29 protein-coding genes and 5 tRNA genes are annotated in these 26,527 nt (G+C 59.5%); 14 read left to right on the forward strand and 20 right to left on the reverse strand.

The window, feature by feature from the left end:
• Nucleotides 1-59: 59 nt before the first annotated feature.
• The 8 genes from HKK53_RS09920 to gltX form a co-directional block, all read right to left on the reverse strand.
• Nucleotides 60-497, reverse strand: a complete 438-nt coding sequence (locus HKK53_RS09920) for an acyl-CoA thioesterase (protein WP_169370676.1) — start codon at nucleotides 495-497, stop codon at nucleotides 60-62.
• A gap of 48 nt (nucleotides 498-545) precedes the next feature.
• Nucleotides 546-1,379: an alpha/beta fold hydrolase gene (locus HKK53_RS09925; RefSeq protein ID WP_169370677.1), complete on the reverse strand. Its 834-nt coding sequence runs from the start codon at nucleotides 1,377-1,379 to the stop codon at nucleotides 546-548.
• 32 nt (nucleotides 1,380-1,411) lie between these two features.
• On the reverse strand, nucleotides 1,412-1,951 hold the full coding sequence (locus tag HKK53_RS09930) for a TetR/AcrR family transcriptional regulator (RefSeq protein ID WP_169370678.1): 540 nt from the start codon (nucleotides 1,949-1,951) through the stop codon (nucleotides 1,412-1,414).
• A gap of 182 nt (nucleotides 1,952-2,133) precedes the next feature.
• Nucleotides 2,134-2,209: transfer RNA gene (locus HKK53_RS09935), tRNA-Glu, on the reverse strand.
• 79 nt (nucleotides 2,210-2,288) lie between these two features.
• Nucleotides 2,289-2,364: transfer RNA gene (locus tag HKK53_RS09940), tRNA-Ala, on the reverse strand.
• Between the two features lie 52 nt (nucleotides 2,365-2,416).
• A tRNA-Glu gene (locus HKK53_RS09945) sits at nucleotides 2,417-2,492 on the reverse strand.
• A 79-nt stretch (nucleotides 2,493-2,571) separates the two neighbouring features.
• Nucleotides 2,572-2,647: transfer RNA gene (locus HKK53_RS09950), tRNA-Ala, on the reverse strand.
• Nucleotides 2,648-2,930: 283 nt separating this feature from the next.
• Nucleotides 2,931-4,412, reverse strand: a complete 1,482-nt coding sequence (gene gltX, locus HKK53_RS09955) for a glutamate--tRNA ligase (protein WP_169370679.1) — start codon at nucleotides 4,410-4,412, stop codon at nucleotides 2,931-2,933.
• 232 nt (nucleotides 4,413-4,644) lie between these two features.
• Between gltX and HKK53_RS09960 the strand changes: the two genes are divergently transcribed.
• Nucleotides 4,645-5,694, forward strand: a complete 1,050-nt coding sequence (locus tag HKK53_RS09960) for an HlyD family secretion protein (protein WP_169370680.1) — start codon at nucleotides 4,645-4,647, stop codon at nucleotides 5,692-5,694.
• A complete protein-coding gene (locus HKK53_RS09965; protein WP_169370681.1) occupies nucleotides 5,684-7,234 on the forward strand; it encodes an MDR family MFS transporter in 1,551 nt (516 codons plus the stop codon). Before HKK53_RS09960 ends, HKK53_RS09965 begins: the two co-directional genes overlap by 11 nt.
• A 45-nt stretch (nucleotides 7,235-7,279) precedes the next feature.
• Here the strand turns inward: HKK53_RS09965 and uvrB are convergent, their stop codons facing one another.
• Entirely contained in the window at nucleotides 7,280-9,295 is a 2,016-nt protein-coding gene (gene uvrB / locus HKK53_RS09970) for an excinuclease ABC subunit UvrB (protein ID WP_123403549.1), read from the reverse strand.
• A 338-nt stretch (nucleotides 9,296-9,633) separates the two neighbouring features.
• On the opposite strand from uvrB, the gene HKK53_RS09975 reads away from it, so the two are divergent.
• Nucleotides 9,634-10,830 (forward strand): amino acid aminotransferase, encoded by a 1,197-nt coding sequence (locus HKK53_RS09975; protein WP_169370682.1) that lies wholly within the window; start codon nucleotides 9,634-9,636, stop codon nucleotides 10,828-10,830.
• A gap of 153 nt (nucleotides 10,831-10,983) precedes the next feature.
• Nucleotides 10,984-11,184 (forward strand): hypothetical protein, encoded by a 201-nt coding sequence (locus HKK53_RS09980; RefSeq protein ID WP_054054136.1) that lies wholly within the window; start codon nucleotides 10,984-10,986, stop codon nucleotides 11,182-11,184.
• Here the strand turns inward: HKK53_RS09980 and HKK53_RS09985 are convergent.
• Nucleotides 11,181-11,411 (reverse strand): hypothetical protein, encoded by a 231-nt coding sequence (locus tag HKK53_RS09985; RefSeq protein ID WP_033061947.1) that lies wholly within the window; start codon nucleotides 11,409-11,411, stop codon nucleotides 11,181-11,183. The two genes, HKK53_RS09980 and HKK53_RS09985, sit on opposite strands and share 4 nt — an antisense overlap.
• A 228-nt stretch (nucleotides 11,412-11,639) precedes the next feature.
• On the opposite strand from HKK53_RS09985, the gene HKK53_RS09990 reads away from it, so the two are divergent.
• Nucleotides 11,640-11,715, forward strand: a tRNA-Asn gene (locus HKK53_RS09990).
• 167 nt (nucleotides 11,716-11,882) lie between these two features.
• On the opposite strand, the gene HKK53_RS09995 is transcribed toward HKK53_RS09990, so the two are convergent.
• On the reverse strand, nucleotides 11,883-13,400 hold the full coding sequence (locus tag HKK53_RS09995; RefSeq protein ID WP_169370683.1) for a nucleobase:cation symporter-2 family protein: 1,518 nt from the start codon (nucleotides 13,398-13,400) through the stop codon (nucleotides 11,883-11,885).
• A 255-nt stretch (nucleotides 13,401-13,655) separates the two neighbouring features.
• On the opposite strand from HKK53_RS09995, the gene HKK53_RS10000 reads away from it, so the two are divergent.
• The 3 genes from HKK53_RS10000 (at nucleotide 13,656) to HKK53_RS10010 (ending at nucleotide 14,804) form a co-directional block, all read left to right on the forward strand.
• Complete coding sequence (locus HKK53_RS10000) at nucleotides 13,656-13,937, forward strand: BrnT family toxin (RefSeq protein WP_169370684.1); 282 nt, start codon at nucleotides 13,656-13,658, stop codon at nucleotides 13,935-13,937.
• Nucleotides 13,938-13,939: 2 nt separating this feature from the next.
• Nucleotides 13,940-14,281 carry a BrnA antitoxin family protein gene (locus HKK53_RS10005; RefSeq protein ID WP_237150767.1) on the forward strand — a complete coding sequence of 114 codons (342 nt, stop codon included), beginning with the start codon at nucleotides 13,940-13,942 and terminating at the stop codon, nucleotides 14,279-14,281.
• Nucleotides 14,282-14,351: 70 nt separating this feature from the next.
• Entirely contained in the window at nucleotides 14,352-14,804 is a 453-nt protein-coding gene (locus tag HKK53_RS10010; protein WP_169370686.1) for a hypothetical protein, read from the forward strand.
• A 31-nt stretch (nucleotides 14,805-14,835) separates the two neighbouring features.
• On the opposite strand, the gene HKK53_RS10015 is transcribed toward HKK53_RS10010, so the two are convergent.
• Both HKK53_RS10015 and xth read right to left on the reverse strand, forming a co-directional pair.
• Nucleotides 14,836-15,675, reverse strand: coding sequence for an arylamine N-acetyltransferase family protein (locus HKK53_RS10015; RefSeq protein WP_169370687.1), 840 nt, complete (start codon nucleotides 15,673-15,675; stop codon nucleotides 14,836-14,838).
• A 111-nt stretch (nucleotides 15,676-15,786) separates the two neighbouring features.
• Complete coding sequence (xth, locus tag HKK53_RS10020; RefSeq protein ID WP_169370688.1) at nucleotides 15,787-16,581, reverse strand: exodeoxyribonuclease III; 795 nt, start codon at nucleotides 16,579-16,581, stop codon at nucleotides 15,787-15,789.
• A 130-nt stretch (nucleotides 16,582-16,711) separates the two neighbouring features.
• On the opposite strand from xth, the gene HKK53_RS10025 reads away from it, so the two are divergent.
• The 3 genes from HKK53_RS10025 (at nucleotide 16,712) to HKK53_RS10035 (ending at nucleotide 18,194) form a co-directional block, all read left to right on the forward strand.
• On the forward strand, nucleotides 16,712-17,296 hold the full coding sequence (locus HKK53_RS10025; RefSeq protein ID WP_169370689.1) for a GNAT family N-acetyltransferase: 585 nt from the start codon (nucleotides 16,712-16,714) through the stop codon (nucleotides 17,294-17,296).
• A 12-nt stretch (nucleotides 17,297-17,308) separates the two neighbouring features.
• A complete protein-coding gene (locus HKK53_RS10030; RefSeq protein WP_169370690.1) occupies nucleotides 17,309-17,788 on the forward strand; it encodes an HIT family protein in 480 nt (159 codons plus the stop codon).
• Between the two features lie 85 nt (nucleotides 17,789-17,873).
• Nucleotides 17,874-18,194: a hypothetical protein gene (locus HKK53_RS10035; RefSeq protein WP_169370691.1), complete on the forward strand. Its 321-nt coding sequence runs from the start codon at nucleotides 17,874-17,876 to the stop codon at nucleotides 18,192-18,194.
• Between the two features lie 59 nt (nucleotides 18,195-18,253).
• Here HKK53_RS10035 and HKK53_RS10040 read toward each other — a convergent pair whose 3' ends face one another.
• Nucleotides 18,254-19,822, reverse strand: coding sequence for a sensor domain-containing diguanylate cyclase (locus tag HKK53_RS10040; protein ID WP_169370692.1), 1,569 nt, complete (start codon nucleotides 19,820-19,822; stop codon nucleotides 18,254-18,256).
• A 156-nt stretch (nucleotides 19,823-19,978) separates the two neighbouring features.
• On the opposite strand from HKK53_RS10040, the gene HKK53_RS10045 reads away from it, so the two are divergent.
• Nucleotides 19,979-20,620: an HAD family hydrolase gene (locus tag HKK53_RS10045; RefSeq protein WP_169370693.1), complete on the forward strand. Its 642-nt coding sequence runs from the start codon at nucleotides 19,979-19,981 to the stop codon at nucleotides 20,618-20,620.
• A 61-nt stretch (nucleotides 20,621-20,681) separates the two neighbouring features.
• On the opposite strand, the gene HKK53_RS10050 is transcribed toward HKK53_RS10045, so the two are convergent.
• On the reverse strand, nucleotides 20,682-21,449 hold the full coding sequence (locus tag HKK53_RS10050) for an aldolase (RefSeq protein WP_169370694.1): 768 nt from the start codon (nucleotides 21,447-21,449) through the stop codon (nucleotides 20,682-20,684).
• Nucleotides 21,450-21,466: 17 nt separating this feature from the next.
• Nucleotides 21,467-22,171 (reverse strand): haloacid dehalogenase type II, encoded by a 705-nt coding sequence (locus HKK53_RS10055; protein ID WP_169370695.1) that lies wholly within the window; start codon nucleotides 22,169-22,171, stop codon nucleotides 21,467-21,469.
• A gap of 108 nt (nucleotides 22,172-22,279) precedes the next feature.
• Here HKK53_RS10055 and HKK53_RS10060 point away from each other — a divergent pair, with 108 nt between their 5' ends.
• Nucleotides 22,280-23,131, forward strand: a complete 852-nt coding sequence (locus HKK53_RS10060; protein ID WP_169370696.1) for a LysR substrate-binding domain-containing protein — start codon at nucleotides 22,280-22,282, stop codon at nucleotides 23,129-23,131.
• Nucleotides 23,132-23,151: 20 nt separating this feature from the next.
• On the opposite strand, the gene HKK53_RS10065 is transcribed toward HKK53_RS10060, so the two are convergent.
• The 4 genes from HKK53_RS10065 to HKK53_RS10080 all read right to left on the reverse strand — a co-directional run bounded on the left by HKK53_RS10065 (nucleotide 23,152) and on the right by HKK53_RS10080 (nucleotide 25,750).
• Nucleotides 23,152-23,682 carry a hypothetical protein gene (locus HKK53_RS10065; RefSeq protein WP_169370697.1) on the reverse strand — a complete coding sequence of 177 codons (531 nt, stop codon included), beginning with the start codon at nucleotides 23,680-23,682 and terminating at the stop codon, nucleotides 23,152-23,154.
• A gap of 1 nt (nucleotide 23,683) precedes the next feature.
• Nucleotides 23,684-24,412, reverse strand: coding sequence for an alpha/beta hydrolase (locus HKK53_RS10070; RefSeq protein WP_169370698.1), 729 nt, complete (start codon nucleotides 24,410-24,412; stop codon nucleotides 23,684-23,686).
• 3 nt (nucleotides 24,413-24,415) lie between these two features.
• Nucleotides 24,416-24,913 carry a PAAR domain-containing protein gene (locus tag HKK53_RS10075; RefSeq protein WP_169370699.1) on the reverse strand — a complete coding sequence of 166 codons (498 nt, stop codon included), beginning with the start codon at nucleotides 24,911-24,913 and terminating at the stop codon, nucleotides 24,416-24,418.
• A gap of 171 nt (nucleotides 24,914-25,084) precedes the next feature.
• Nucleotides 25,085-25,750 carry a ribonuclease T2 family protein gene (locus tag HKK53_RS10080; RefSeq protein ID WP_169370700.1) on the reverse strand — a complete coding sequence of 222 codons (666 nt, stop codon included), beginning with the start codon at nucleotides 25,748-25,750 and terminating at the stop codon, nucleotides 25,085-25,087.
• A 158-nt stretch (nucleotides 25,751-25,908) separates the two neighbouring features.
• On the opposite strand from HKK53_RS10080, the gene HKK53_RS10085 reads away from it, so the two are divergent.
• Nucleotides 25,909-26,391, forward strand: coding sequence for a hypothetical protein (locus tag HKK53_RS10085; RefSeq protein WP_169370701.1), 483 nt, complete (start codon nucleotides 25,909-25,911; stop codon nucleotides 26,389-26,391).
• The last annotated feature ends 136 nt before the right edge of the window (nucleotides 26,392-26,527 follow it).

The raw sequence follows: 26,527 nt of genomic DNA on the forward strand, positions 1-26,527 counted from the left end.
GAAGGTATTTCGTCAGACGGGGCGGTGGCGATTGTGATGACGCCTTCGCGGGCAGACACCTAAACAGGGATTTGCAACGCCGGGCCGTAGCCCTCGACGAACTCCGCCGGCATGCGCTTGGGCTTGCCGCTGGACAGTTCGATGCAGACGAAGGTGGTTTGCGCGCGCAGCAACGTGGTGTTGTCGCTGGGGCGCTTGAGCTGGAAGTGTCGGGTCATTTTCAGGCGCTGGTCCCAATCGACGATCCAGGTCGCCAATTGCAACTCATCGCCTTCATAGGCGGCAGCGAGGTAATCGATCTCATGACGCACCACGGCCATCGCCCGATCCAGCCGCCGGTACTCGACCAGGTCCAGGCCGAGCCGTTGCGAGTGGCGCCAGGCACAGCGCTCGAGCCAGGTCACGTACACCGCGTTGTTCGCGTGGCCCAGCCCGTCGATGTCCTCGGCGCCGACTTCCAGATCAATGATAAATGGCGTTGCCCGATCCCAGCCCATGCCCCACTCCCGGTCAGATAAATTCGACCGGGGCAGTGTAACGGATGCTCAGGCTGATTGCCGCGCTTGAAGGCTGCGCCCTGACAGCAGTGATAGCACCCCATCAATCACCCGAGGGTCTGCCATCACGCGGTGATGACCGCCCTCTTCCAGGCGCAGCAGGCGGCTGTCGAACCAGGCTTCGTGGATCAGTTGCGATTCTTTGGCGGGCACATAGCGATCGTCTTCAGCGTGGACGATCAGCCCCGGCATATCGAGTTGATAGTGCGCGACATCCAGGGTGGCAGCGCGCATGCCGACGTCTTTCTCGACCTGACGGATGAACGCCGAGCGGGCTTTCGGTGGCAGTCGTACATAACGGGCAAAACCGCGCAGTACGCCAAGAATCCGCGCCGGGGCGCCAATCGTGACCAGGGTTTCGGTGCGCAGCCCCAACTGCACGGCGAGCATCGCACTGGCGCCGCCCATGGAGTGGCCGATCACCGCTTGCAGAGGCGGCAACTCCGCGGCCGCTTCGAGCATGGCCCGAGCGAACAGCACCACATTGGCCTCACGCCCGGGTGAACGACCGTGGGCCGGGCCGTCCAGCGCCACTACGGTGTAGCCGGCATCCACCAGCGCGGTGATCAGGCTGGCGAATTGGGTCGGCCGGCCTTCCCAGCCGTGCATCAGCAAGACCGTCGGGCCCTGCCCCCAGCGCAACGCCGAGAGGCCGAAGCGCAAGGTGATGCGCTCGGATTTCGCCAGCAGCGGCAATTCCCAGTCACCGGGTGCGAACGTGCGCGGTGTCATGAAGGCCTGGCGCATTTTGCTCGCGACCATGTGTGGTGCGACCCAACCCAAGGTGCCATTAACGCTACGAACCCACTTTAACGTGCTCATCGCTTCACTCCTCAGGCCGTTTTGCCTTCAGGTCATAGCACCGCGGATTTAGCGGCGCGCAGCAATCGATCGGACAATTCGCCTGGCCCCAACGCCCGCGCCAGGGCCAAACCACCGACCATCAAGGCCATGTCGGCCAAGGCTTTGTCGGTGTCTTCCGGGCTGGCCGCCAACTGCGCGACCATCATTTCCACATGCTCATTCAACGCCACACGGAATTCGTCCGGCAGACGGCCCAGTTCACCAACCGAAGCCGGAATCGGGCACGCTGAATCAGAGGAATCACGGTGTTTGCGAGACAGATAAAACGCAGCCACCAAGGCACGACGCTCTTCGCCGGTCAACTCGGCGTCCATGTCGGCGATCAAGCCACGGCGGTGACCGAGCAACTGCTTGAACGCTTCCAGCATCATCGCGTCCTTGCTTTCGAAGTGTGCGTAGAAGCCGCCGACCGTCAGACCGGCCGCGCCCATCACTTCGCCCACGCTCGGCTCGGCCGGGCCGCGCTGAATCAGCGCTGCGCTGGCAGCCTTGAGGATGCGTTCGCGGGTTTGAGCTTTTTTATCGTTCATCGTTGCCTCCGAATATTACGACTAGAATATTATTCGCATAATAAATTTGCGCAAGTCATGGCTGTGACCGCTGGTCTGAAGAACAGTTTTGAAGGAAAAGGAGATTTGGCCAAACGCCAGACAAACAAAAGGGCCATTCAATAATTGAATGACCCTTATAAATCCCGCAGAGCGGGTAATCGTGGCGTCCCCTAGGGGACTCGAACCCCTGTTACCGCCGTGAAAGGGCGGTGTCCTAGGCCACTAGACGAAGGGGACACAAACCCTTCTATACACTGACCAGCGCTGAGAGCTGATCGATTCAAGGCCGGTGTGGCCAGACCTTGAACTGTAAAATTGGTGGAGCTAAACGGGATCGAACCGTTGACCTCTTGCATGCCATGCAAGCGCTCTCCCAGCTGAGCTATAGCCCCGATTTATCGCCTGGCGGCGGAGCAGCATCTTGCGACACTGCTTCTGTAAAACTGGCGTCCCCTAGGGGACTCGAACCCCTGTTACCGCCGTGAAAGGGCGGTGTCCTAGGCCACTAGACGAAGGGGACGCAAACCCTTCTATACAACTGATCAACGCTGAGTGTTGATCGCTTCAAGGCCGGTGTGGCCAGACCTTGAAGTGTAAATTGGTGGAGCTAGACGGGATCGAACCGTCGACCTCTTGCATGCCATGCAAGCGCTCTCCCAGCTGAGCTATAGCCCCTCATCGCTGAGGACGGGGCGAATCTTAATGGCGCATCGGAAGGCTGTCAAACTTATTTTTAAAATATTTCAAAGTTTTTTGCCGACATAACAATCACTTACCGCCCTCCCCCGTAATTCCGGGGGTGTATCCGTTCTTGTAGCAGCTGCCGCAGGCTGCGTTCGAGTGCGTAGCACTCGCGATTCGGCCACCCTGCCCTTTCAGACAGATTGTGTTGCTGCCATAAGGGGCCGCTTCGCAGCCCAACGCAGCCTTCGGCAGCTGCTACAGAGAACAGTGGGTATCAGGCGATATTGCCCAACAGTTTTTCCCACTCCTTGTTTTCCTTCTTCGACACGCCACCGAGCAAGTCGAGGGCCTGGCGCAGGCGGAAACGGGTCAGATCCGGACCAAGGATTTCCATCGCATCGAGCACCGACACCGAACTGGCCTGGCCAGTAATCGCAGCGAACATCAGCGGCATGGCGTCACGCAGCTTCAGCTCCAGGGATTCAACCACCGCCTGAATAGTCGCGGTGATGCTGTCCTTCTCCCACTGACGCAGGCTTTCGAGCTTCCAGAGGATCAACTGCATCAACTGCCGAACCTGATCACCCGAGAGCTTCTTGGATTCGAACAGCTTCGCGTCCGGGTTCACGCCACCGGCAAAAAAGAACCCGGCCAGCGGTGCGACCTGGCTGAAAGTCTCAACCCGGCCCTGCACGTGCGGAGCGATTTTCATCATGTATTCCGGGTTCAGCGCCCAGGTCTGCAAGCGGCTGGCAAACTCTTCCACCGGCAGGTCACGCAGCCACTGGCCGTTGAGCCACGACAGCTTCTCGACGTCGAAAATCGGCCCGCCGAGGGATACACGGCTCAGGTCGAAGTTGTCGACCATTTCCTGCAACGAGAACTTCTCGCGCTCGTCCGGCATCGACCAGCCCATGCGGCCCAGGTAGTTGAGCATCGCTTCCGGCATGAAGCCCATGCGCTCGTAGAACGTCACCGAGGTCGGGTTCTTGCGCTTGGACAGCTTGCTCTTGTCCGGGTTACGCAGTAGCGGCATGTAGCACAGCTCCGGTTGTTCCCAGCCGAAGTATTCGTACAGCAGAATCAGTTTTGGCGCCGATGGCAGCCATTCTTCACCGCGCAGTACGTGGGTGATGCCCATCAAGTGGTCATCGACCACGTTGGCCAGGAAGTACGTCGGCAAGCCGTCGGTCTTCATCAGCACTTGCATGTCCATGCGATCCCACGGGATCTCGACGTCGCCCCGCAGCATGTCCGGCACCACGCAAACGCCTTCGCTCGGCACTTTCATGCGGATCACGTGCGGCTCGCCAGCAGCCAGACGACGAGCGACTTCTTCCTTGGACAGCAGCAGCGCACGGCCGTCGTAACGTGGGGTTTCGCCGCGAGCCATTTGCTCGGCGCGCATTTGGTCCAGTTCTTCGGCGGTGCAGAAGCACGGGAAGGCGTGGCCCATATCAACCAGTTGCTGGCAGTACTTCTGATAGATGTCGCCGCGCTCGCTCTGCCGGTAAGGACCGTGCGGGCCGCCGACGTCCGGGCCTTCGCTCCAGTCGATGCCCAACCAGCGCAGGGCGTCGAAAATCTGCTGTTCGGACTCGCGGGTCGAACGCAATTGATCGGTGTCTTCGATCCGCAGGATGAACTCACCGCCGTGCTGCTTGGCAAAGCAGTAGTTGAACAATGCGATGTAAGCGGTACCTACGTGGGGGTCCCCGGTAGGCGATGGCGCGATGCGCGTGCGGACGGTGGTCATGGTAAGTCTCAACAAAGAATTGAAAGCGAAGATCAAGCAAGGGGCGAATGGTAACAGGCGATACCCGCCCGGCTCCAGTCAGCAGGGCATTTAAGCCAAGGTTGCGTCTACAACGCCCGCAGACCGCGGTGAATGGCCAAATATCAGCCGATGGCATTTACCGTTTATCGGCGGTATGCCAGATTCGCCTGCTGATAACTTTCCTTACAATTTCTCGACTACAGTCTGCCCCATGCCTGCCCAACTCAAGCGTCGCCTGTTTATTTTCCTATTGATCGTCCTATTGATCGCCGGGGGCTTCTTTGCCCATTGGTTTTTCAAGGGGCGTTTTTATGAAAGCACTGACAACGCTTATGTCCAGGGCGAGATCACCCGCGTCTCCAGCCAATTGGGCGCACGCATCGATGAAGTGCTGGTGCAGGACAATCAGCACGTCGAAAAAGGCCAACTGTTGATCAAGCTCGAAGGCGATGACTTCCACCTCGCCGTCGACCGCGCCAACGCCGCCCTCGCCACCCGCGAAGCCGAGCGCCTGCAAGCCCAGAGCAAACTGACCCAGCAGGCCAGCCTGATTGCCGCCAGCGACGCGCAAGTGGTGTCCAGCCAGGCCAGCCTCGGCCGCTCGCAAATCGACCTGTCCCGAGCCGAAGCCCTGCGCAAACCTGGCTACGTCTCGGAAGAACGGGTGACCACCCTCTCCGCCGACAACCACATCGCCCGCTCGCAAGTGACCAAGGCCCAGGCCGATGCGCAAAGTCAGCGCCAGCAAGTCAACGCCCTGAGCGCCGAGATCAAGCGCCTCGACGCGATGATCGCCAACGCCAAGACCGACCTGGCCCAGGCACAACTGAACCTGACCCGCAGCGAAATCCATGCGCCGATCAGCGGCCTCATCGGCCAACGCGCCGCGCGCAATGGCCAGTACGTGCAGGCCGGCGCCTATCTGCTGTCGATCGTCCCGGACCAGGACATCTGGATTCAGGCCAACTTCAAGGAAACCCAGATCGGCCACATGCAGCCCGGGCAGAAAGCCGAACTGACGTTCGACGCCTACGGCGACACGCCGATTGAAGCCCGAGTCAACAGCCTGTTCGCCGCCTCCGGCGCACAGTTCAGCCTGTTGCCGCCGGACAATGCCACGGGCAATTTCACCAAAGTCGTACAACGGATTCCGGTAAAACTGACGTTCGCCGCGGACAATCCGCTGCACGGCAAGATCCGCCCGGGGATGTCGGTCACCGTCAAAGTGAACATCAAAGACGCCCCTGACGATGGCCGGTGATCAACTGCTTCGCCCGGCCGGCGAACCGACCCGGCGGGACTGGATTGCAGTCATGAGCGTGATGCTCGGCGCCTTTATGGCGGTGCTCGACATCCAGATAACCAACTCCTCGCTCAAGGACATCCAGGGCGCGCTGTCGGCGACTCTGGAAGAAGGCTCGTGGATTTCCACCTCGTACCTGGTGGCGGAAATCATCATGATCCCGCTCACCGCGTGGCTGGTGCAGTTGCTTTCGGCACGGCGCCTGGCAGTGTGGGTGTCCCTCGGTTTTCTCGCGGCCTCGCTGTTGTGCTCGATGGCCTGGAGCCTGGAAAGCATGATCGTCTTTCGCGCCCTGCAGGGTTTCACCGGCGGCGCGCTGATCCCTCTCGCATTCACACTGACGCTAATCAAACTCCCGGAACACCACCGCGCCAAAGGCATGGCCATGTTCGCCATGACCGCGACCTTTGCGCCCTCCATCGGCCCGACCATCGGTGGCTGGCTCACGGAAAACTGGGGCTGGGAATACATTTTCTACATCAACATCCCGCCCGGCCTGATCATGATCGCCGGCCTGATGTATGGCCTGGAGAAGAAAGAAGCGCATTGGGAACTGCTGAAAAGCACTGACTACATGGGCATTCTCACCCTCGGCGTCGGCCTCGGTTGCTTGCAGGTGTTTCTTGAAGAAGGCCACCGCAAGGATTGGCTGGAATCGAGCCTGATCGTGAGCCTGGGCAGCATTGCGCTGTTCAGCCTGATCACCTTTGTGATCGTGCAGTTTTCCAAGCCCAATCCGCTGATCAACCTGCGCATCCTTGGCAATCGCAACTTCGGGCTGTCGAGCATTTCCAGCCTGGGGATGGGGGTCGGGTTGTATGGCTCGATCTATCTGCTGCCGCTGTACCTGGCGCAGATCCAGAACTACAACGCGCTGCAGATCGGCGAAGTGATCATGTGGATGGGCGTGCCGCAGTTGTTCCTGATTCCGCTGGTGCCGAAGCTGATGAAATTCATCCCGCCAAAATGGCTGTGCACCATTGGCTTTGGGCTGTTCGGCCTGGCGAGTTTTTCCTCGGGGGTGTTGAATCCGGACTTCGCCGGGCCGCAGTTCAATCAGATCCAGATCATCCGTGCGCTGGGCCAGCCGTTGATCATGGTGACCATCTCGCTGATCGCCACCGCGTACATCCTGCCCCAGGACGCGGGGTCGGCGTCGAGCCTGTTCAACATCCTGCGCAACCTCGGCGGCGCGATTGGCATCGCCCTGCTCGCCACGTTGCTGGATGCGCGGACCAAGACGTACTTTGATTATTTGCGCGAGTCGATCGTGCCGAGCAATCCTCAGGTGGCCGAGCGGATGGCGTCGATGGCGGACCGGTTTGGCAGTGACACGGCGGCACTGGGCAAGATGAGTGAAATCGTGCATCAGCAGGCGTCGATCATGGCCTATAACGATGCGTTTCACTTTGTCGGGATTGCGCTGGGGATCAGCATGTTGGCGGTGTTGCTGACCAAGGCGTTGCCGGCGGGATTGAAGGCTGGGGAGGCGCACTAGCCGCCTCTGATCGCTCCCATGCTCCGCGTGGGAACGATCCTGGGCTCAAACCGTGATCAACCGATCCCGCAACTTGCCAATCTCATCTCGCATCTGCGCCGCGGCTTCAAATTCGAGGTCGCGGGCCAACGCATACATCTTCTCTTCCAGCGCTTTGATGCGCTTGGCGATTTCACCCGGCGAGCGCAATTCGGCTTCGTACTTGGCGCTCTCCTCGGCGGCCTTGGCCATGCCTTTGCGCTTCTTGCTGCGCGAACCCGGCACGGTGGCGCCTTCCATGATGTCGGCGACGTCCTTGAACACACCTTTGGGCGTGATGCCATTGGCCAGGTTGAACGCGATCTGCTTGTCGCGACGACGCTCGGTCTCGCCGATCGCCCGTTCCATGGAACCGGTGATGCGGTCGGCGTACAAAATCGCCCGACCATTGAGGTTCCGCGCTGCTCGGCCGATGGTCTGAATCAGCGAGCGCTCGGAACGCAAGAAGCCTTCCTTGTCCGCATCGAGAATCGCCACCAATGACACTTCCGGCATGTCCAGGCCTTCACGCAGCAAGTTGATCCCCACCAGCACGTCGAAGGTGCCGAGGCGCAAATCGCGGATGATTTCGACCCGCTCCACGGTGTCGATGTCCGAGTGCAGGTATCGCACGCGCACGCCGTGGTCGGCCAGGTAATCGGTCAAGTCTTCGGACATGCGCTTGGTCAGCGTGGTGACCAGTACCCGCTCCTCCAGCGCCACGCGTTTGCCGATTTCCGAGAGCAGATCGTCGACCTGGGTCAGCGCCGGACGGATTTCGATTTGCGGGTCTACCAGACCGGTCGGGCGCACCAGTTGCTCGACCACGCGGCCAGCATGTTCCGCCTCATAGTTGCCCGGTGTGGCCGAGACAAAAATCGTCTGCGGACTGATGTTTTCGAACTCGTCGAAACGCATCGGCCGATTGTCCAGCGCCGACGGCAGACGGAAACCGTACTCCACCAGCGTCTCTTTACGGGATCGGTCGCCCTTATACATCGCGCCGACCTGCGGCACGCTGACGTGGGATTCGTCGATCACCAGCAAGGCATCGGCCGGCAGGTAATCGAACAAGGTTGGCGGCGCCTGGCCGGATTCACGACCGGACAGGTAGCGCGAGTAGTTTTCGATGCCGTTGCAGTAACCCAGTTCGAGAATCATCTCGAGGTCAAAACGGGTGCGCTGCTCCAGACGCTGGGCTTCCACCAGTTTGTTGTTGGTGCGCAGGTAGTCCAGGCGCTCCTGAAGCTCGACCTTGATGCCTTCGATGGCACCGAGCAGGGTTTCCCGCGGCGTCACGTAGTGGCTTTTCGGATAGAAAGTGAAGCGCGGCAACTGCCGGGTGACTTCGCCGGTCAGCGGATCGAAGGCGGAAATCTTCTCCACTTCATCGTCGAACAGCTCGATGCGGATCGCTTCGAAATCGGATTCCGCCGGGTGGATATCGATCACGTCACCGCGAACCCGGAAGGTCGCGCGGGCGAAATCCATGTCATTGCGGGTGTATTGCAGATCGGCGAGCCGACGCAGCAACGCGCGCTGATCGAGCTTGTCGCCGCGATCCACGTGCAGCACCATTTTCAGATAGGTTTCCGGGCTGCCCAGACCGTAGATGCAGGACACCGTGGTGACGATGATCGCGTCCTTGCGCTCCAGCAGCGCTTTGGTCGCCGAGAGTCGCATCTGTTCGATGTGGTCGTTGATCGACGCATCCTTCTCGATGAAGGTGTCCGACGACGGCACATACGCTTCGGGCTGGTAGTAGTCGTAGTAGGAAACGAAGTATTCGACGGCGTTGTTCGGGAAGAATGCCTTGAATTCGCCGTACAACTGCGCGGCCAGGGTCTTGTTCGGCGCCAGCACCAGGGTCGGGCGCTGTACTTGGGCGATCACGTTGGCGATGCTGAAGGTCTTGCCCGAGCCGGTCACACCGAGCAGAGTCTGGTGCGCCAGCCCGGCTTCGATGCCCTCGACCATCAGGCGGATGGCTTCCGGCTGATCGCCGGCGGGCTCGAAGCGGGTGACTAGCTGGAATTCAGACATGAAATACCTCTGATTTCACCCCCGCGCGGTCAAACCGGACAGGAACGAGAAAGACCGCAAACGACCGACGTCGCCCGAGGAAAAAACTGGATTGTGCTCAATGTGGAGCCGATTGCCCGCGCTTTCAAGGCAAACGTCCTACATCCCTCGAAGTCTTTGACGATGCCTTTCGACTAACGGTCGAAAAATAATCGGAAAAACTTACCCCAAAAGCCGAATCGTCTGTCGCCAGCCATCGCAGATGGCCTCTATACTAGCTCCCCGTTTGTGCACCGCTCTAGTGCATTCGGCTGGAGCGCGACACGTCCCTCCACACTCCATTCAGAGCCGCCGCAAAAATGAGCCTGTTCTCCGCTGTCGAAATGGCACCACGCGATCCAATCCTGGGCCTCAACGAAGCATTCAACGCCGATACCCGTACCAACAAGGTCAACCTGGGGGTCGGTGTTTACTGCAACGAGGAGGGGCGAATTCCACTCCTGCGCGCCGTTGTCGAAGCCGAGACGATTCGCGTCGCTCAACACGCTTCCCGTGGCTACTTGCCTATCGACGGTATTGCCGCCTACGACCAGGCCGTGCAAAAACTGCTGTTCGGCAATGACTCGCCGCTGATCGCTTCCGGCCGCGTCCTCACCACTCAAGCCGTTGGCGGTACTGGCGCCCTGAAAATCGGTGCCGACTTCCTCAAGCAACTGCTGCCGAACGCTGTCGTGGCGATCAGCGACCCGAGCTGGGAAAACCACCGCGCGCTGTTCGAAACCGCCGGTTTCCCGGTGCAGAACTATCGCTATTACGACGCCGCTACCCACGACGTTAACCGCGCCGGCCTGCTGGAAGACCTGAACGCCCTGCCGAACGGCTCGATCGTTGTGCTGCACGCGTGCTGCCACAACCCGACTGGCGTGGACCTGAGCCCGGCGGACTGGAACAACGTACTGGACGTGGTGAAAGCCAAGGGTCACGTACCGTTCCTCGACATGGCCTACCAGGGCTTCGGCGACGGCATCGACGAAGACGCCGCGGCTGTGCGCCTGTTCGCGGAATCGGGCCTGACCTTCTTCGTTTCCAGCTCGTTCTCCAAATCGTTCTCGCTGTACGGCGAGCGCGTTGGCGCCCTGTCGATCGTCAGCGAATCGAAAGAAGAAAGCGCGCGCGTGCTGTCGCAAGTCAAACGCGTGATCCGCACCAACTACTCCAACCCGCCGACCCACGGTGCAAGCATCGTTGCCGCCGTGCTGAACAGCCCGGTGCTGCGCGCACAGTGGGAAGAAGAACTGGCGGAAATGCGCCTGCGGATTCGCGGCATGCGCATCCAGATGGTTGAAGCATTGGCGAAGCAAGCGCCGCAGCGCGACTTCAGCTTTGTCGGTCGCCAGCGCGGCATGTTCTCCTACTCCGGCCTGACGGTTGAGCAAGTGACCCGTCTGCGCAGCGAGTTCGGCATCTACGCCCTGGACACCGGCCGCATCTGCGTAGCGGCGCTGAACCAGAGCAACATCGATGCAGTAACCAAGGCCATCGTTGCGGTGATCTGAGTCTCGCGCGGTACGAAAAACGGGAAGCCTTTTGGCTTCCCGTTTTTTATTTGTCTGAGAGATGTGTCAAAGCGTTGTCCACGCCCTCTAAACTGCACACAACGATGCTCCTACAGATTATGTGTACAGCCTGGAATATCTACGAGAACCCACATGAAAAACGATGACCTACGCGCTGACCGTGACGAACTGGACCATTTCGTCCCTCGCACCCCGGCCAAACGCGGCAACAACCTGGTGTTGCAAGTGGCAGCCGGCGTGTTTCTCGGCGGCCTGGCCTTATGGCTGGTGCAACTGGCCGCAACTTCGCTGTATGCCAAGCTGATGCTCGGCACCTTTACCTTCGGCGGTTAAGCCAGTTCGGTCGCGCGCTGGCTGGCGGCGTCGTCATACGCCACGTATAGCGATTCGGCGACTTGGCTCTTGATCGCCTTGGCGCTTTCCAGGCCAAGGACAAAACCTTCCGCCTTGCCACCGGCGCGGTTCAATTCATCAGCGGTGCTGGCCTGGGTGATGGCGTCGAACAGTTTCTCGGCGTGAGGACCGACACCTTTGGGCAGGCTGATCTGGGCGATGCTCATGCGAACACCCCGTGGTTTGGCAATGTGAGTACTGGATGATTCATGGCGCTTACCTTGTTCGGCGAATGGCCGGTAGCGCGTGTCACCACTTCCGGGCAGCTATGGTAGACCTCCGGGACGATTCTGGTAACCGCCAATGGCCGATAAACCACCGTCCGTCTTCATGAATCCATCAAGTTAACAATGGATGCTTGACTTCTCTTTTTGAATCAGTAACATACACGCCATTCCGCGATAGCTCAGTTGGTAGAGCAAGTGACTGTTAATCACTGGGTCCCTGGTTCGAGTCCAGGTCGTGGAGCCAGACAGAAGTACCGAAAAGCCCCTGAATCGAACGGTTCAGGGGCTTTTTTGTGCCTGTCATAAAGTCAAAAGATCGCAGCCTTCGGCAGCTCACAGGATTCGCTTTCACCTGGAGCTGCCGAAGGCTGCGATCTTTTGATCTACAGCCCTTTCAACGGGTGTCTACCGTCAGACATGCTCCCCACTCTTCGCATGCACCGCCCGCGGTTCCGCGTGCCCATGCTCCGCCTCGACCACCGGGATCTCCTTCCCGTCGCAGTCATGCAGCTTGCCTTCGCTGAAATAATCGCCTTCACGCAATGCCGCCAGGTCCTGGTAGCGCAGGACGCGTTCAGTACCGGCCGCAAACACCGACTGCTGATCCGAGTTGCCGGTGGTGAAATGGTTGAAGGTCAGGTTCAGGACGATGGCCATGATCGCCGACGAACTGATGCCCGAATGGAAGATCGTCGCGAACCAGCTCGGGAAGTGATCGTAGAAGTTCGGTGCCGCGATGGGGATCATGCCGAAGCCGATGGAGGTGGCGACGATGATCAGGTTGACGTTGTTACGATAGTCGACCTTGGACAGCGTACGAATGCCGCTGGCGGCCACGGTGCCAAACAGCACGATACCGGCGCCGCCGAGCACCGAGGTCGGTACTGCCGCAATCACCCGGCCCATGAATGGCAGCAGGCCAAGGACCACCAGGAACACACCGCCAGTGGCCACCACGAAGCGGCTCTTGATCCCGGTCACCGCCACCAGCCCGACGTTCTGGGCGAACGCGCTTTGGGTGAAGGAACCGAAGATCGGCGCGATCATGCTCGACAACATGTCAGCACGCAGGCCATTGCCCAGGCGTTTGGAGTCGACCTTGGTGCCAATGATTTCGCCCACCGCCAGGATGTCGGCGGAAGTTTCCACCAGGGTCACCATGATCACGATGCACATCGACAGGATCGCGGCGAAGTGGAAGGTCGGCATGCCGAAGTGGAACGGGGTCGGGAAGCCGAACATCGGGCCTTGGGTCACGGAGGAGAAGTCCGCCATGCCGAGGAATACCGCGATCACCGTGCCGATGACCATGGCCAGCAGAATCGACAGGCGAGAGATGGTTGCGCTGCCGATCTTGCTCAGCAGCAGCACCAGCACCAGGGTCACGGCCGCCAGACCGATATTGGCCATGCTGCCGAAGTCCGGGGCATGACTGTTGCCGCCCATGGCCCAGCGTGCGGCCACCGGCATCAGCGTCAGGCCGATGGTGGTGATCACAATGCCGGTGACCAGCGGCGGGAAGAACTTGGTGATCCGTGAGAACACCGGTGTGATCAGCAAACCGATCAATGACGCGGCAATCACCGCCCCGAGGATCGACTGAAAGCCACCCTCCCCGCCGCTGCTGACAATCGCCACCATGGTCGCGACGCCGGAGAACGACACGCCCTGTACCAGCGGCAACTGACAACCGAAAAACGGTAGACCGAGGGTCTGTAGCAAGGTCGCCAAGCCCCCCGCAAACAATGAAGCAGCAATCAACAAACCGATGTCCGCCGGCGAAAGCCCGGCCGCCTGGCCGATGATCAAGGGTACCGCGACGATGCCGCCGTACATGGTCAGGACGTGTTGCAGGCCGTAAGCCATATTCGCGCCGATCCCGAGATTTTCATCCTCAGGCCGTTGGTGTGAAACATGGGGCGTTTTCATGGTTGGGGGGTTCCCTGGTTTTTGTTATGCGCACACTGTATGCAAGACTCAGGACAAATGTCTATAGAGTTGTATACAACTGACCAGTCAGATTATGGACATCTGTTCATCCTGACCGTCGCACTACGCGCCCAATCGCTCTAAAACCTTGAAATACATCCATCCCGGCGCTTCTCCCTTCTCCCGCTAATCTTTTTCCTTCATGGCGACCGCCGGCACGGAGGCCCTCTTTTATATACATATAAAGTATGCATAATGAAGCCATTCGAAATTCAATATGACAAAGCGAAAAACGCGGCCAACAAACTCAAGCATCGAGGCATCAGCCTTGCAGAAACCGAGCCAGTGTTCGACGACGAGCGAGCCCTGACCGTGCAAGACCGCGATCACGATGAGCAGCGCTGGATTATCGTGGGGCAGGACGCCAAAGGTCGGGTACTGGTGGTTGCCTACACCTGGCGCGATCCGAATTTCGTTCGAATCATTTCGGCGCGCGTCGCGACCAAAAACGAGCGTCGCCAATACAAGGAGGCATGACCATGAAAGATGAATACGACTTCAGTAACGCCAAACGCGGGGCGGTGGCCTCCAGCAAAGGCAAGACCCGCATTACCATCATGCTCGACGATGCGGTGATCGAAGCGGCGCGCTCGCTTGCGGAAAACGAAGGGTTTGGCTATCAGACGGTGATCAACAACACTTTGCGCCAGGCGTTGCTCAACGATAACGGGCAAGTCGCGAAGGCCGATCAACACGGTAGCGCCACGACAGGCCATCTTAAAAAAGGCGTGACCGCCACCGACCTGAAAAGCCTCGAGAAGAAACTCGCAGACGCGCTCAGCGAAATCCGTCGGGTGATGGAACCGGATGTCCGCCCCTAGGCAACAACGCTGTCATCCTTCAGCAACTGAACCACGGCGAACGCGTCGAACACTTTGCAGAGCCATAGCCATGAATGTGATTGAGCGATTCGCCCTGGTGCAGCATCACGGCCCCTATGAAGACTGGCCGGCGAAAACCCCCGTCATCATCGATGGCAGCGTCTCTTCGCTGGCGATCTCGGGCTTCAATCTATTGCACCAATACGAAACGGCAGCCGGCTATCTGCTGGTGACCGACTTCGACTGCCCATTCGAAGAGGCTGTCTGTTTTGTACTGGTCAGCAAAGACCTCGCAACGGTGTTGAACGAACGCACAGTCGGTCAAATGTACAATTCGTTCTGGCTCGACGAGGTCTTCTGGCTGGATGAAGCGCATTTCTACGCGACCTTCCACGACTACGCCGATTACCGGTTTTATTTCACCATTCGCCCCTACGGCATTCCATGGATCTATCCACGCCTGGGGCTTGCTTGCAGGCGCTTTAACGCCAAGAGTGGGAAATGGCGGCGCGATATTCGTTGAAAAGGGAACAGGAAAATGGAGTGCCAGGCTTTTACCTGTCCTGTTCTTTGGGCTCGATCAAACGCTCGAGCACCTGCTTCAAGCGCGCACTCGGCGGCACCCTAATCCCGAACTCCCTTTCCAGCAACGCGAGCAACTCATCGACATCCGTCACCTCGCGCCGTTCGCTCTCGCTTCCGATCCGGTGGATCGCAAAGCTGCCGTTGTTCAACGTCCGCCGCCAGCCCTCGCCAGTACGGGCCACCATCAACTGTTTGACGAAAGACGATTCCGGATGGGTCGAGACGTACCAATTGCCGACGGTGTAATCGATGTCGTCCTGACGTTGCAGATCGAAGATATACATCGCGCGCCACTCATCGGCGACCTTCGCGCGAAGGGTGTAGCCGTCTTCGTGCTGCTCAATGCGATAGGCCTCGTGAGGCGTCGGCTGTTCGGCGCGGGTATCGAGCATCAGCGGCGCGGTCGGCACCATGCCGCCGAAGCCGACGTCGCTGATGTAGCGCACCCCGTCCAGGGTCACCAGGCTCAAGCGGTGAGTGCGCGCGGTCCACGCGCCTTCCGGCTGGCCCATCACCACTCGCCCGCTGATGCCGCGAGCGTCAAAGCCCAGCGCCTGAAGCAGGGCCAGGAAGCTGTTGTTCAGTTCATAGCAATAGCCACCGCGGCCTTGGTGCAGGATTTTCTGCTCCACGGACGGCACGTCGATGAGTACCGGTTCGCCGGATAACGTGGTGAGGTTCTCGAACGGGAACGCGCCGGTATGGCGCAGTTGAAGTTGACGCAGGGTGTCCAGGGTGGGCGCGGGGGGAGCGCTGAAACCCAGGCGTTGCAGGTACAGATCCAGATTCCTCAGGCGTGGCTCACTCATTGCTCAATCCTTATGCACGGGGCCGCAGGTCACTGCGCCGATGGTCGCCCTATATAAGGGATAAACCGGCTTGACCGACAATTGATTTCGCCAATCGCCACCCACGCAGAATCAACGCCGCTTGCGCGTCCCCAACCGAATCCACGTCGGCGCATGGTCGCTGGCATGGGGCTCGTTGCGCACCCAGGCATCGACGCCGGCCTCTTGCAGATACGGACTCAGCGCCGGGTTAAGCAACAGATGATCGATACGCAACCCGGAATTTTTCTGCCAGTGCTGTCGGAAATAATCCCAGAACGTGTAGAGGCGATCTTCCGGGTAAAGGTGCCGCAGGGAATCGGTCCAGCCCTGGTCCAGCAGGCGCTGATAACACTCGCGACTCTCGGGTTGCAGCAACGCATCCTTGAGCCAGGAGCGCGGGTTGTAGATGTCCAGGTCGGTGGGCACCACGTTGTAGTCGCCGGCCAGCACCACCGGGTGGTCACTGGCTTGAAGGGCTTGCGCGTAGCTGATCAGCCGCTCGAACCAGGCCAGTTTGTACTCGAACTTCGGCCCCGGTTGCGGGTTGCCGTTAGGCAAGTACAGACACCCCACCAGCACCCCGTGAACCGCCGCTTCCAGATAGCGGCTTTGGGTATCGGCGTCGTCTCCGGGCAAGCCGCGACGACTTTCCAATGGTTGCGCATCCCGGGCCAGGATCGCCACCCCGTTCCACGAGGACTGGCCCTGCCAGATCGCGCCATAGCCGATAGCTTCCAACTCCGCGGCCGGGAAGGCACTGTCGAGGGATTTGAGCTCTTGGAGGCAGACGATGTCCGGCTGCTCTCGCGCCAGCCAGGCCAGCAGGTTCGGCAGTCGGGCGCGCAGGCCGTTGACGTTAAACGTCGCGATTCGCAAAGGCTTCATCGACCCAGGCTCCTGGTGAAGAGGTGTCTAGGGTGTGACAGCTGCCGGTTCTGGTGGTTGCGTCGGCAAAGCAATGTGCGGCGTAATAGGCGCCCAATGCCCCGCCTGATCTGCCGAGAATATCGACGCCATGGACACCTCCCTCGAAGGCAACAGAATCATCCTGCGCCCCCTGCAATACGCCGATGCCGAGGCGCTGGTGCAAGCGGCGGAAGACGGCGAACTGTGGAAACTGACAGTCACCGTGGTCCCCTCCTCGACCACCGTCGACAGCTACCTGAAAAGAGCCCTCGACGGTCGCGATGCCGGCAGCGTCCTGCCGTTCGTCATCGTGCTCAAGGAGACGGGCAAAGTCATCGGCTCTACCCGGTTCTGGAAAGTCGACCGGCTCAACCGCAAGCTGGAAATCGGCAGCAGCTGGATCGGCGCCAGCTGGCAGAAAACCTTCGTCAACACCGAGGCCAAGTACCTGATGCTGCGCCATGCCTTCGAAGCGCTCGATTGCGTGCGGGTGCAATTCACCACTGACGAAAACAACCAGACATCCCGCAACGCGATCCTCAGGCTGGGCGCGCAGCAGGAAGGCATCGTGCGCCACGAACGGATCATGCCGGACGGTCGCAAGCGCAACTCGGTGCGGTTCAGCATCATTGATGATGAATGGCCGCAGGTTCGGCAGCACTTGGAAACGAAACTGGCACTCATGCAGGGCTGAAAAGGAGCACCGATGAACATCCCGCAACCCTTCATCATTCACGAAACCAAATATTGGCAGCTCAACCATCGCCTCAACTCGGCGTTGCCGGGTTACCTGATGCTTGGCGCCCGCTCCAACGCCAACGCGCTCCACGAACTGCCCGACAGCGCACTGGCCGAACTCGGTCCGCTGCTGGCCACCACCCAACGCATCGTTGAAACACTGTTCAAACCCAAACGCCTGTACATCGGTCGTTATGGCCATGAACCCGGGCACTCCATCCATTTTCACATCGTCCCGATCTACGACTGGGTCGAGGATCTGTTCTGGCAGGATGAACGCTACCGGTTGCTCGACACCTTCTCTTCCGCCACGCCGGCAAGCCCGACCGATGGCGCCGAACTGACACTGTTCGTCTGGCGCGAGTTCTGTGAACGGCCTGATCCGCCAAAAGCACCCGGCATGACAGTCGAGCAGGTGATCTGCCACTTGCGTGAAGCGTTCCTCTGAGAACCCACCATTCGTCATCCAACCGGCACCAACCGCGCGGCCCTGAGACCAATATCAGGTAACGACTCAATTCTGGAGACGTACCATGATCACGACAAAAATCACCTCGCTGCTGCTGGCCGGTTTGCTGTGCACCGCGTCTGTGGCCTATGCCGCCAACGATGCTGCTGATGGCACGGGCACCAAGTCCGGCGGCGTCAGTGGTTCGACGCTGCCGCCCAACAGCACGCCCGGCGCGCCATCAGGCGCCAACGGTTCGGGCAGCAATGGCAGCGGTTCCGGCTCATCGAGCACGGGCTCGGGCGTCAATGGCAGCAATGGCGGGACCAGTGGTTCGGGCGCGGGCGGTGGCACCGGTGCGGCCGGCGGCGGTACGGGCGGGGCTGGTGGTGGGACAGGCAGCTGAACGCGTAAAGGCAGCTTCTGATTTCGACGTCTGGAATCAGGGCCTGCCTGTTCACCCAATCAACGGTCCGAGCGCAGCAAGGCTTCCACGCCACCTTCCATCGACAGCACCGCTGAACGGTTTCGCCCCGAGTGCTTGGCCTGATACAACGCGGCGTCCGCACGCTGGATAAACACTTCGATGCTGTCCCGCCCGGTGGGCACGAACGAATAGCAGCCCAGGCTGACGGTCACGTAACCGGTGGGCGAGCCGCTGTGGGTGATGTTTTTGTCCATGACGCTGCGGCGGATCTGTTCGGCAATCACCATCGCGCCGTGAATGTCGGTGTCCGGCAGTAATGCCGCGAATTCTTCGCCGCCGTAGCGCACCGCCAGATCGGCCTTGCGATGGCAGCACGTCTTCAGCGCTCGCGCCACTTCGGCCAGGCAATGATCTCCCGCCACATGGCCATAAGTGTCGTTGTAGCGTTTGAAGAAATCGATATCGAGCATCACCAGACTTAGCGGGCTCGCCTGTCGGGCACCGCGGCCGAACTCGATGTCCAGCGCCCGCTCGAACAGGCGCCGATTGGCCAGGCCGGTCAGGCTGTCGTGGGTCGCGATCAGTTCCAGCGCTTCCTGGGCCGTGCGCAGATCGGCTTCGATCCGCCCGCCATCGCGCACTTGATGAATGAACACCCAGCCGAACAGCCCCACGCCCAGCACCACCAGGGCCACAATGACGCTGGACTGAAACGCCGTGGCGTACCAGTCCTTGAGAATCGCGTCCTTGGAGGACGCCGCCGACACCACCAGCGGATACGCCTCCAACTGCCGGTAGCCATACAAGCGAACCGTGTTGTCGACCACCGAGTTGATCATCGCGTTGCCTGCGTTGGCGTTGGGCAGATGCTTCTGGAAAATCGCGCCCTGGGCCACCGACGTGCCGATCTGCGATTCGATAAACGGCCGCCGCGCCAACAGCGTGCCGTCGGTCAGCGCCAGAAACATCGCGCCCTGGTCATCGATGCTGAAGCTTTTGAAGAACTGGTCGAAGTACGCCATTTTGATGCCGGCCAGCAACACGCCCTGGAAATTGCCGTTCTTGTCATTGACCCGCCTGGACACCGGAATGATCCACTCGCCGTTCTCGCGACTGCGGATGGCCGGGCCGATGTGCGCCAGGGACGAGACGTTCTGCTGGTGGAACTTGAAGTACTCGCGATCCGATACCCCGGACCCGTGAGGCAAGTCCGCGAACGAGGTAATGACCCACTGCCCTTGCTGGTCGAACAGGAAAATCCCGTGCAATTGATGCAGTGCCTGGACCCGACTGACGAAGGTTTTCTGCAGGCGCGGCACTTGGGCGGCGTCATAGCCGTCCGCCTGAATCCAGTCCGCCAGGCTGGTCAGCACCAGATCGGCCTTCATGAACGTATCTTCGGCCTGCTGCGCCATGGCCCGCGTGAGGTTCGACGACGCGACTTCGGCCAGTGCCAGGTCATGGCGCCGCGATTGCTCCAGTTGCAAGTACAGCAAACCACACAGGCACAGGCACACCGCCGCGATGAAAAACGCCGAAGCCTTGAGCAGAGGCAAGCGTTTCAGTGCGCCGGGGGCATGGTGCGAGTCATGAATGGGGATTGGCAAAAGGGTTTCCTGGAGGGCACGGCACGGGCGAAGGCCCAAAGCCCTTATTTTTTGTGAGCTTAGTCTACGGGGTTGTCCGGGGCCAATGGGAAAACCCGCTCTGCTAGGATGAAAGGCTTCAGCACCTGTGCCGCAGGTTCATCCACGGAGGAAAACATGAGCACTCAGTCTCACCCGATCACTTTCAATACCGCCGTTTTCGATCTCGGCAATGTACTTATCCGCTGGAACCCCAGAAACCTTTACAAGAAGTTGTTCGGTGACGACGTAGAAGCCATGGAAACCTTCCTGGCCGAGGTCTGCCACACCGCCTGGAACGAACAACAGGACAGAGGCCGGACCTGGCAGGCAGCGATCGAGGAAGCCATCGCCCGCCATCCGAGCCAGGAAGCGCTGATCCGCGCCTACCACGAACGCTGGGAAGAAACGCTCGACGGTGCCATCGAAGACACCGTCGCCATCCTCGATGAACTGCACGCCAACGGCGTTCGCCTGCTGGCGCTGACCAACTGGTCCGCTGAAACCTTTCCGATTGCCCTTGAACGTTTTGAGTTCCTGCAGCGTTTCGAAGGGATTCTGGTGTCGGGCGCCGAAGGCGTGATCAAGCCATCGCCGGAAATCTTCCAGTTGCTTGCCTCACGCTACGACGTAGATATGAGTCGTGCGGTGTTCATTGATGATCACCGGCCGAATATTGAAGGGGCGCAGCGGGTGGGGCTTCACGGGATTCAGTTCTTTAACCCGGCGCAGTTGCGTAAGGATCTGCTGGCGTTGGGGTTGCCGGTTCGAGCAGGCTGAAATGGCGCAGACCTCATCGCGAATTCGCTCGCGATGAGGCCCCCGCAGTCGCCACAAACACTCACCCAGCCAACCGCCGCATCGCACTCTGCAAATGCGCCCGAGCACTTTCGGCATCCCCCAAACGCATCTGCTCATACGCCCGCTGGGCAATTTCGTGGGGAACAGGCTTGAGCTCGCGCTGGGTCGCCATCGCCAGTAACTGCACCTGGGCGGCACGTTCCAGGTAATACAAATCGTCCCAGGCCTCAGCGATGGCCGGCCCGCAGACAATCACCCCGTGATTCTTCAAAAACAGGATATCGGCAGCGCCCAGCACACTGGCAATCCGATCGCCTTCGGACTCGTCCAGGGCCAAGCCGTTGTAGTCCTCATCCACCGCCGTGCGCCCGTAAAACTTCAATGCCGTCTGCCCCAGCCACAGCAACGGAGGGCCTTGTAGCAAACACAATGCCGTGGCATTCGGCATGTGCGTGTGGAACGCCACTTTTACCCGTGGCAGCTGTTTATGCAGCCGGGCATGGATGTAGAACGCGGTCGCCTCCGGCTGCCCGTCACCGGCCACGACGTTGCCGTGGAAGTCACAGACCAGCAGGTTGTCGACGCTGACCTCGGCAAACGCATAGCCGTAGGGGTTCACAAAAAACAGATCATCACGCCCCGGCACCATGGCCGAAAAGTGGTTGCAAATGCCCTCCTCCAAACCGTGCAGCGCCGCCAGTCGGAAGCACGCCGCCAGTTCCGTGCGGGCAATGATGGCGGCCTCCGAATCCAGGTTCAGATCGGCGTAGCGCGCGGGGCGGGAACTGCCTGCAAGGGTGTGTGCCATAGCGACGACTCCATGTGTTACCAGCCAAGGGAGGTGAACAAGGGCACGACCTGGTCCAGCGTGTGAAGGATGGCGTCCGGCCGATAGTCCGGCAGCAATTGCCGACCGGTGCCGCGATCGATCCACACGCAGCGAAACTGCATGTCCCGCGCGGCGGCGTGGTCCAGCATCGGGCTGGCGCAAATATGCACCACCTGATCCCGTCGTACGCCCAGTTGCTCATGAGCGTAGTCAAACAACCGCGGATTCGGCTTGTAGGCGCCGGCCTGTTGCGCGGTGATGACCCGATCGATATGCCCGCCGAGTTGCGCGACATTGCCAGCGATGATGTCGTCATCGGTGTTGGACACGATGCACAACTTGAAGCCCATGGCCTTGAGCCGCGCCAGCGTCTCAATCACCTCGGGAAACGGCGACATCCGTGGAATCGCCCCGGCCAGGCGCTGACTGTCTTCGGGCAGACTCGCCAACCCCAACTCCTCCAGGGCCCGTTGCAAGCCGAGGGTGCTCAATTGGCGAAACGAACGGTGCGGCGGGGTCTGCTCCAGTTGATGTTCATGCCGGTCGTACACCGCGATCAGGCGATCGACGTCGATCGAGTGCTCGCCCTTGTCCTGCAAGATGTCGGCGGCCACGGCTTTCAGGCCTTCATCCCACTGAATCAGCGTGCCGTAGCAATCGAAGGTCAACCATTCGGGGCGCGGGGTGTGCTGGAGTGTCATGAGCGTTTCCTCTGAGATGAGAGCTTCAGCTTAAGAGCGCTTGGTGATAGTGTGAAATTAAATCCATACCGCCATCTCAGTTGAAATTCGAATATCAAGGAGACCGCCATGCTCGATCTTGAATTGCTCAAGAGCTTCGTCTGCGTGGTCGACGAAGGCAGCTTCACCCGCGCCGCCGAGCGCGTGCACCGCACCCAGTCGACCGTCAGCCAGCAGCTGCGCAAACTCGAAGAGCTGATCGGCCACCCGCTGCTGATCCGTGATCGCACCGGGCAGAACGTCACGGTCACCGAACATGGCGAACGCCTGATCGGCTATGCCCGCCGCTTGCTGGCACTGTCCTCGGAGGCGGTGCAGGCCCTGGCCAGCGACGTCGATCTGGAGATCCTGCGCCTCGGTGTGCCGGAAGACTTCGACGCCCGGCGCATGGCCGTGCTGCTCGCCGGTTTCATCCAGGCCCGGCCCCACGCCCGACTGGAAACCATCAGCGGCATGAGCCTGGACCTCAAGCAAAAACTCGACGCCGGTGACATCGACATCGCCCTGATCAAACGCGAACCGGACAGCGGACCGTGCTGGGCGTCCTGGCCGGAGGTGTTGGTGTGGGTCAAAGGTGCGGGTGTTGACTCGGCTAACGGAGTGTTGCCACTGGCGTTGTTTCCCCAGGGCTGTATTTATCGCCAGCGCGCCACCCGATTGCTGGATGTGGCCCAACGGCCCTGGCGCGTGGCTTTCGGTAGCCATAGCTTGACCGGGATTCAAGCGGCGGTGGCTTCAGGGTTGGGGATTTCCGTGCTGCCGGAGTCGGCGGTGTTGCCGGAGCATACGGTATGTACCGATTTGCCTGAATTACCGGCGTCGGAGTTGGCGTTGGTCAGTCGCGAGGGCACGTTGACCGGGATGCAGCGGGGGTTGGTGGAGTTTTTGAAGGGGGCGTTGAGTGAGGAGGCGCGGGGTTGAAGCTCGCGCCTCCGGTTTTTTCAGTTGGATTTGGGTTTGTTGATTTCGCGTAGGAGGTCGACGGTGGGGATGTACAGGGTGTTAGTGTAGTAAGGCTTGTAACCGTAGGCCGTAATGACGACCTTGCATGGAATATCTGCCTTCTTTGCCAACATCGAGTTCAGTTCGCTGACTGAAAGATTTCTTCGGGAAGTACCTTTATTACGTGTCTCGCTCAAAAAGGCGCGAGTGACATAATTGAACGCCGCTGAAGAATGACCGATAGCACTTTTTTCAAGCAAACCATAGGCGGAGCGTTCGATAATGTTGCCGACAGAGAAATCACTGTCATTTTCCAACGCGCAGATAAGCTTAGTTGAAGCCTGCCCCAATCCCTCGCCTTGCCCATAAAGGTCCTGCAGATTAACGCTGGAGCTGAAACTGACATCATAAAGAGGCAAGTCTCCTTCCCGCTCAACGGATACAAACGCCAAATCTGCTGAAGGCTTATTATGATCTTTGGCACATGATGCGCAGGCCAAAATCAAAAGAACCAGCACTATCCTTTTCATATCATGGAAACTCTTTCATGATGGATTCGTACATTATGTCGCCTGCAGACTTCGCACCTGCAATGGGTCTAGTTAGCATTGCGACTGCATTGTAATGATTGGTATCCATCGTGACGTTAATAGCGGGACCACCCGAAACCCGCCATTTCTCACCAAATTCTGCAACCGAGTCAGACTGATCCTTCTTCGTAGGCATTGCTTTTACATTTATCCATTGCTCAGCTACCGGAGTGGGCGTCTCCCGGTAGATATCCGAACCTAGCCAGACCAATGCTCCTTCACCCACTGGGTCGAGGGTGATCAACATTTTTATCTTGTACCCCCAATCAGACATTATTTTGGATAAATGCGCACCATTCCACCCGCCCAAACTATGCCCCACGATATATACAGGGCAGGACTTATAGGGAATAACATCCAGTACGAATTTCTGAATGTCCTTTTTACCCCTGACTTCGTTATACCCTAACCATTCGGAACGATACTGACCTAGTTCTTTCAAGCATAGCGTTCGTGGATCGAATGCTGTCTGGGCATCTTGGGCGTTTCCAAACGTTCCGGAAAAATAGTATTTCTCCTTATCTCCCGCCCCACCCACAAAAAAGACAATTGCCTTGGTACTCTCAATCGGCACCCTCTTCTCACTGACATCCTTCTTATCCGTCAGCATGAATTCGCCTTGTTGCTTATAAGTAATACCTTTCGCACAAGTAACCGTTCCACCACTCATGCCTCACTCCTCCAAAAACAACTTGATGCTTTCAGGCAGATGCGAGCTGATCGCGTGGGTGAACCCCGCCGCATCAGACACCCCGTGCTCCTGCCGGCCATCCGCACGCAAAATCATGTACGGGTGATTCGGCATCGGTTCGCCGGTCGTCGCGTTCACCAGTTTCAACTTGTCGGTGAAGTTGACCGGCATCGGCAATAGCCCGGTGAATGGCGCCGTGACGACGGTGTCGCCAATAATCACCGTGCCCGATCCGCCAATGACCACATTGCCGTGAGCCCCCACGCTGTCGAGGGTTGCGGCGTTCAAGCCGTTGATGAATACGGTGGCTGAGACGCCGCCGGTGATCGGGCTGCCACAGGCCGATTTGTCGGTCATGCGCGCCGCAGCGAGGCCATCGAAATTGACGTTGGGCGAACCGCTGGCGATGGGGTTCGTGCCGTGTCCCGGCAGCGGGCAGGCGGTGGGGTCGGTGAGGCGGGCGGCGGGTTTTCCGCTCATGCTAAAGCTCCTTGCAGGCTTTTCTGGCAATCCATTGAAGCGCACAAGGATGAAGGATGTGGCGGATTGGATCAAATGCCGGGTGTAGGGATCATCAAAAACTCCATCCACTGCAATCCCTGTGGGAACGGGTTTGCCCCTCCCACAGTTTTTGAGTTTTACCCGGGCGACTTAGCGCGACGGCGGAACCCGAATATCCCCATCACGACACGAAGTCTTCACACCTTTCCCGCAAGCGCCAAACCCCAGGTCCTTGCCCATGCACACCCGCACTTCCGACAACTCGGGACCATTGCAGATCACCGCGATGCCGTCTGCTGCAATCCCGGGATTGCTCTGACGGAACAGGTTGGCGATCTCTTGGGCCTGGAAGTAATGAGTGCTGCTGAAGGGTTGTAGTTGCTCCGGGATCTTCACGGTGCCGACAGCCTTGTCCGCCGCGTCCAGATACCCCTTGGCGCCGAGACCACTGCAGGTGCCGTGTTTGGCCCACTCGTGTTCAAGCAACTTGGGGGTCGGGAACAACGTCAGCCCTTGCGTGCGCTCGGCGGGGGACAGCGCCACCATCGGCGGGCACGATTCCGGCCAGCCGCCCTTGGCGTATTGCGGCCAGAGGCCGTGGAGCACGAAGCCGTAACCTTTGCCGGAGCATTGCGCGTCGTCTTTGTGGGTCAGGCAGAACGTCGGTGACCAGGACAGCGTCAGCAAGTAGTAATCGAACACCCCCGCCACTGACTCGACCGGGGCTTTGCCTTGCTGTGATTGTCGAGCGTTGCTCAGGCCGATGTGGCCGAATGTAATCGCCAGAATTGCGATGACTGCGTAAAGCTTCTTCATATACCCACTCCTTGGGAATTATGACGGGTGTCGTCCTTGGCCGACGATCGGCCAGGGGTTGTTTTGTCATGCCGGTGTTTCAATCGCATGACGCAGGGCAAAACGTGCATTACCTTGAAGGGGCTACGATCACACTTACATCACGACAGGGAATCGAAATGAGTAAGGCAGACGAGCTCGCCGCAAAACTGAAAGAAACCCGACAGGCCGCTGATGCGACCACTGGCACCGATCAGGCAATCGACAGTTGGCCGGGCGAAGTTTACGCAATGTATCACCAGATAGAAGCCTGGCTGAAGCCATTGCTTGAGGCTGGCCTGAGCATCCGGCGCAACCCGACCCATGTGTTCGAACGCCACCCTGAGGGTGCGACCTACGCCTATTCCATCGACCAATTGCTGATCGAAGGTAACCACCACAGCATCACTTTCGTGCCGATCGTGCGCTTCACCGCTGACGGCGAAGGCCGGGTCGAGATCCACCTCAAGGGCAAGGAGATCCCGCTGCTGCGAACCGTCAGCGAACACGGCGAAACGCAGTGGTGGCTGCAGTCGATCGAGCAGTCCGGGCAACAGCCGGATGCGGTGGCGCTGACTGAGGTTAATTTGTTGTCAGTGGTGCAGGAAGGACTGGATCTCTAGGCTTTAACACTTCCCCCGGTGGGAGCGGGCTTGCTCGCGAAGAGGCCGTCACATCCAGCATCGATGGCGCTTGATACACCGCTTTTCGCGAGCAAGCCCGCTCCCACAAGGGTTCAGTATTGATCACAAATCCTGG

Source organism: Pseudomonas sp. ADAK7 (genome assembly GCF_012935675.1).
Taxonomy (GTDB): Bacteria; Pseudomonadota; Gammaproteobacteria; order Pseudomonadales; family Pseudomonadaceae; genus Aquipseudomonas.

Bases quoted from the DNA above. Each gene is read 5' to 3' on its own strand.
- HKK53_RS09920 (WP_169370676.1), bottom strand. From the start codon at position 497: ATGGGCTGGGATCGGGCAACGCCATTTATCATTGATCTGGAAGTCGGC.
- HKK53_RS09925 (WP_169370677.1), bottom strand. From the start codon at position 1,379: ATGAGCACGTTAAAGTGGGTTCGTAGCGTTAATGGCACCTTGGGTTGG.
- HKK53_RS09930 (WP_169370678.1), bottom strand. From the start codon at position 1,951: ATGAACGATAAAAAAGCTCAAACCCGCGAACGCATCCTCAAGGCTGCC.
- gltX (WP_169370679.1), bottom strand. From the start codon at position 4,412: ATGACCACCGTCCGCACGCGCATCGCGCCATCGCCTACCGGGGACCCC.
- HKK53_RS09960 (WP_169370680.1), top strand. From the start codon at position 4,645: ATGCCTGCCCAACTCAAGCGTCGCCTGTTTATTTTCCTATTGATCGTC.
- HKK53_RS09965 (WP_169370681.1), top strand. From the start codon at position 5,684: ATGGCCGGTGATCAACTGCTTCGCCCGGCCGGCGAACCGACCCGGCGG.
- uvrB (WP_123403549.1), bottom strand. From the start codon at position 9,295: ATGTCTGAATTCCAGCTAGTCACCCGCTTCGAGCCCGCCGGCGATCAG.
- HKK53_RS09975 (WP_169370682.1), top strand. From the start codon at position 9,634: ATGAGCCTGTTCTCCGCTGTCGAAATGGCACCACGCGATCCAATCCTG.
- HKK53_RS09980 (WP_054054136.1), top strand. From the start codon at position 10,984: ATGAAAAACGATGACCTACGCGCTGACCGTGACGAACTGGACCATTTC.
- HKK53_RS09985 (WP_033061947.1), bottom strand. From the start codon at position 11,411: ATGAGCATCGCCCAGATCAGCCTGCCCAAAGGTGTCGGTCCTCACGCC.
- HKK53_RS09995 (WP_169370683.1), bottom strand. From the start codon at position 13,400: ATGAAAACGCCCCATGTTTCACACCAACGGCCTGAGGATGAAAATCTC.
- HKK53_RS10000 (WP_169370684.1), top strand. From the start codon at position 13,656: ATGAAGCCATTCGAAATTCAATATGACAAAGCGAAAAACGCGGCCAAC.
- HKK53_RS10005 (WP_237150767.1), top strand. From the start codon at position 13,940: ATGAAAGATGAATACGACTTCAGTAACGCCAAACGCGGGGCGGTGGCC.
- HKK53_RS10010 (WP_169370686.1), top strand. From the start codon at position 14,352: ATGAATGTGATTGAGCGATTCGCCCTGGTGCAGCATCACGGCCCCTAT.
- HKK53_RS10015 (WP_169370687.1), bottom strand. From the start codon at position 15,675: ATGAGTGAGCCACGCCTGAGGAATCTGGATCTGTACCTGCAACGCCTG.
- xth (WP_169370688.1), bottom strand. From the start codon at position 16,581: ATGAAGCCTTTGCGAATCGCGACGTTTAACGTCAACGGCCTGCGCGCC.
- HKK53_RS10025 (WP_169370689.1), top strand. From the start codon at position 16,712: ATGGACACCTCCCTCGAAGGCAACAGAATCATCCTGCGCCCCCTGCAA.
- HKK53_RS10030 (WP_169370690.1), top strand. From the start codon at position 17,309: ATGAACATCCCGCAACCCTTCATCATTCACGAAACCAAATATTGGCAG.
- HKK53_RS10035 (WP_169370691.1), top strand. From the start codon at position 17,874: ATGATCACGACAAAAATCACCTCGCTGCTGCTGGCCGGTTTGCTGTGC.
- HKK53_RS10045 (WP_169370693.1), top strand. From the start codon at position 19,979: ATGAGCACTCAGTCTCACCCGATCACTTTCAATACCGCCGTTTTCGAT.
- HKK53_RS10050 (WP_169370694.1), bottom strand. From the start codon at position 21,449: ATGGCACACACCCTTGCAGGCAGTTCCCGCCCCGCGCGCTACGCCGAT.
- HKK53_RS10055 (WP_169370695.1), bottom strand. From the start codon at position 22,171: ATGACACTCCAGCACACCCCGCGCCCCGAATGGTTGACCTTCGATTGC.
- HKK53_RS10060 (WP_169370696.1), top strand. From the start codon at position 22,280: ATGCTCGATCTTGAATTGCTCAAGAGCTTCGTCTGCGTGGTCGACGAA.
- HKK53_RS10065 (WP_169370697.1), bottom strand. From the start codon at position 23,682: ATGAAAAGGATAGTGCTGGTTCTTTTGATTTTGGCCTGCGCATCATGT.
- HKK53_RS10070 (WP_169370698.1), bottom strand. From the start codon at position 24,412: ATGAGTGGTGGAACGGTTACTTGTGCGAAAGGTATTACTTATAAGCAA.
- HKK53_RS10075 (WP_169370699.1), bottom strand. From the start codon at position 24,913: ATGAGCGGAAAACCCGCCGCCCGCCTCACCGACCCCACCGCCTGCCCG.
- HKK53_RS10080 (WP_169370700.1), bottom strand. From the start codon at position 25,750: ATGAAGAAGCTTTACGCAGTCATCGCAATTCTGGCGATTACATTCGGC.
- HKK53_RS10085 (WP_169370701.1), top strand. From the start codon at position 25,909: ATGAGTAAGGCAGACGAGCTCGCCGCAAAACTGAAAGAAACCCGACAG.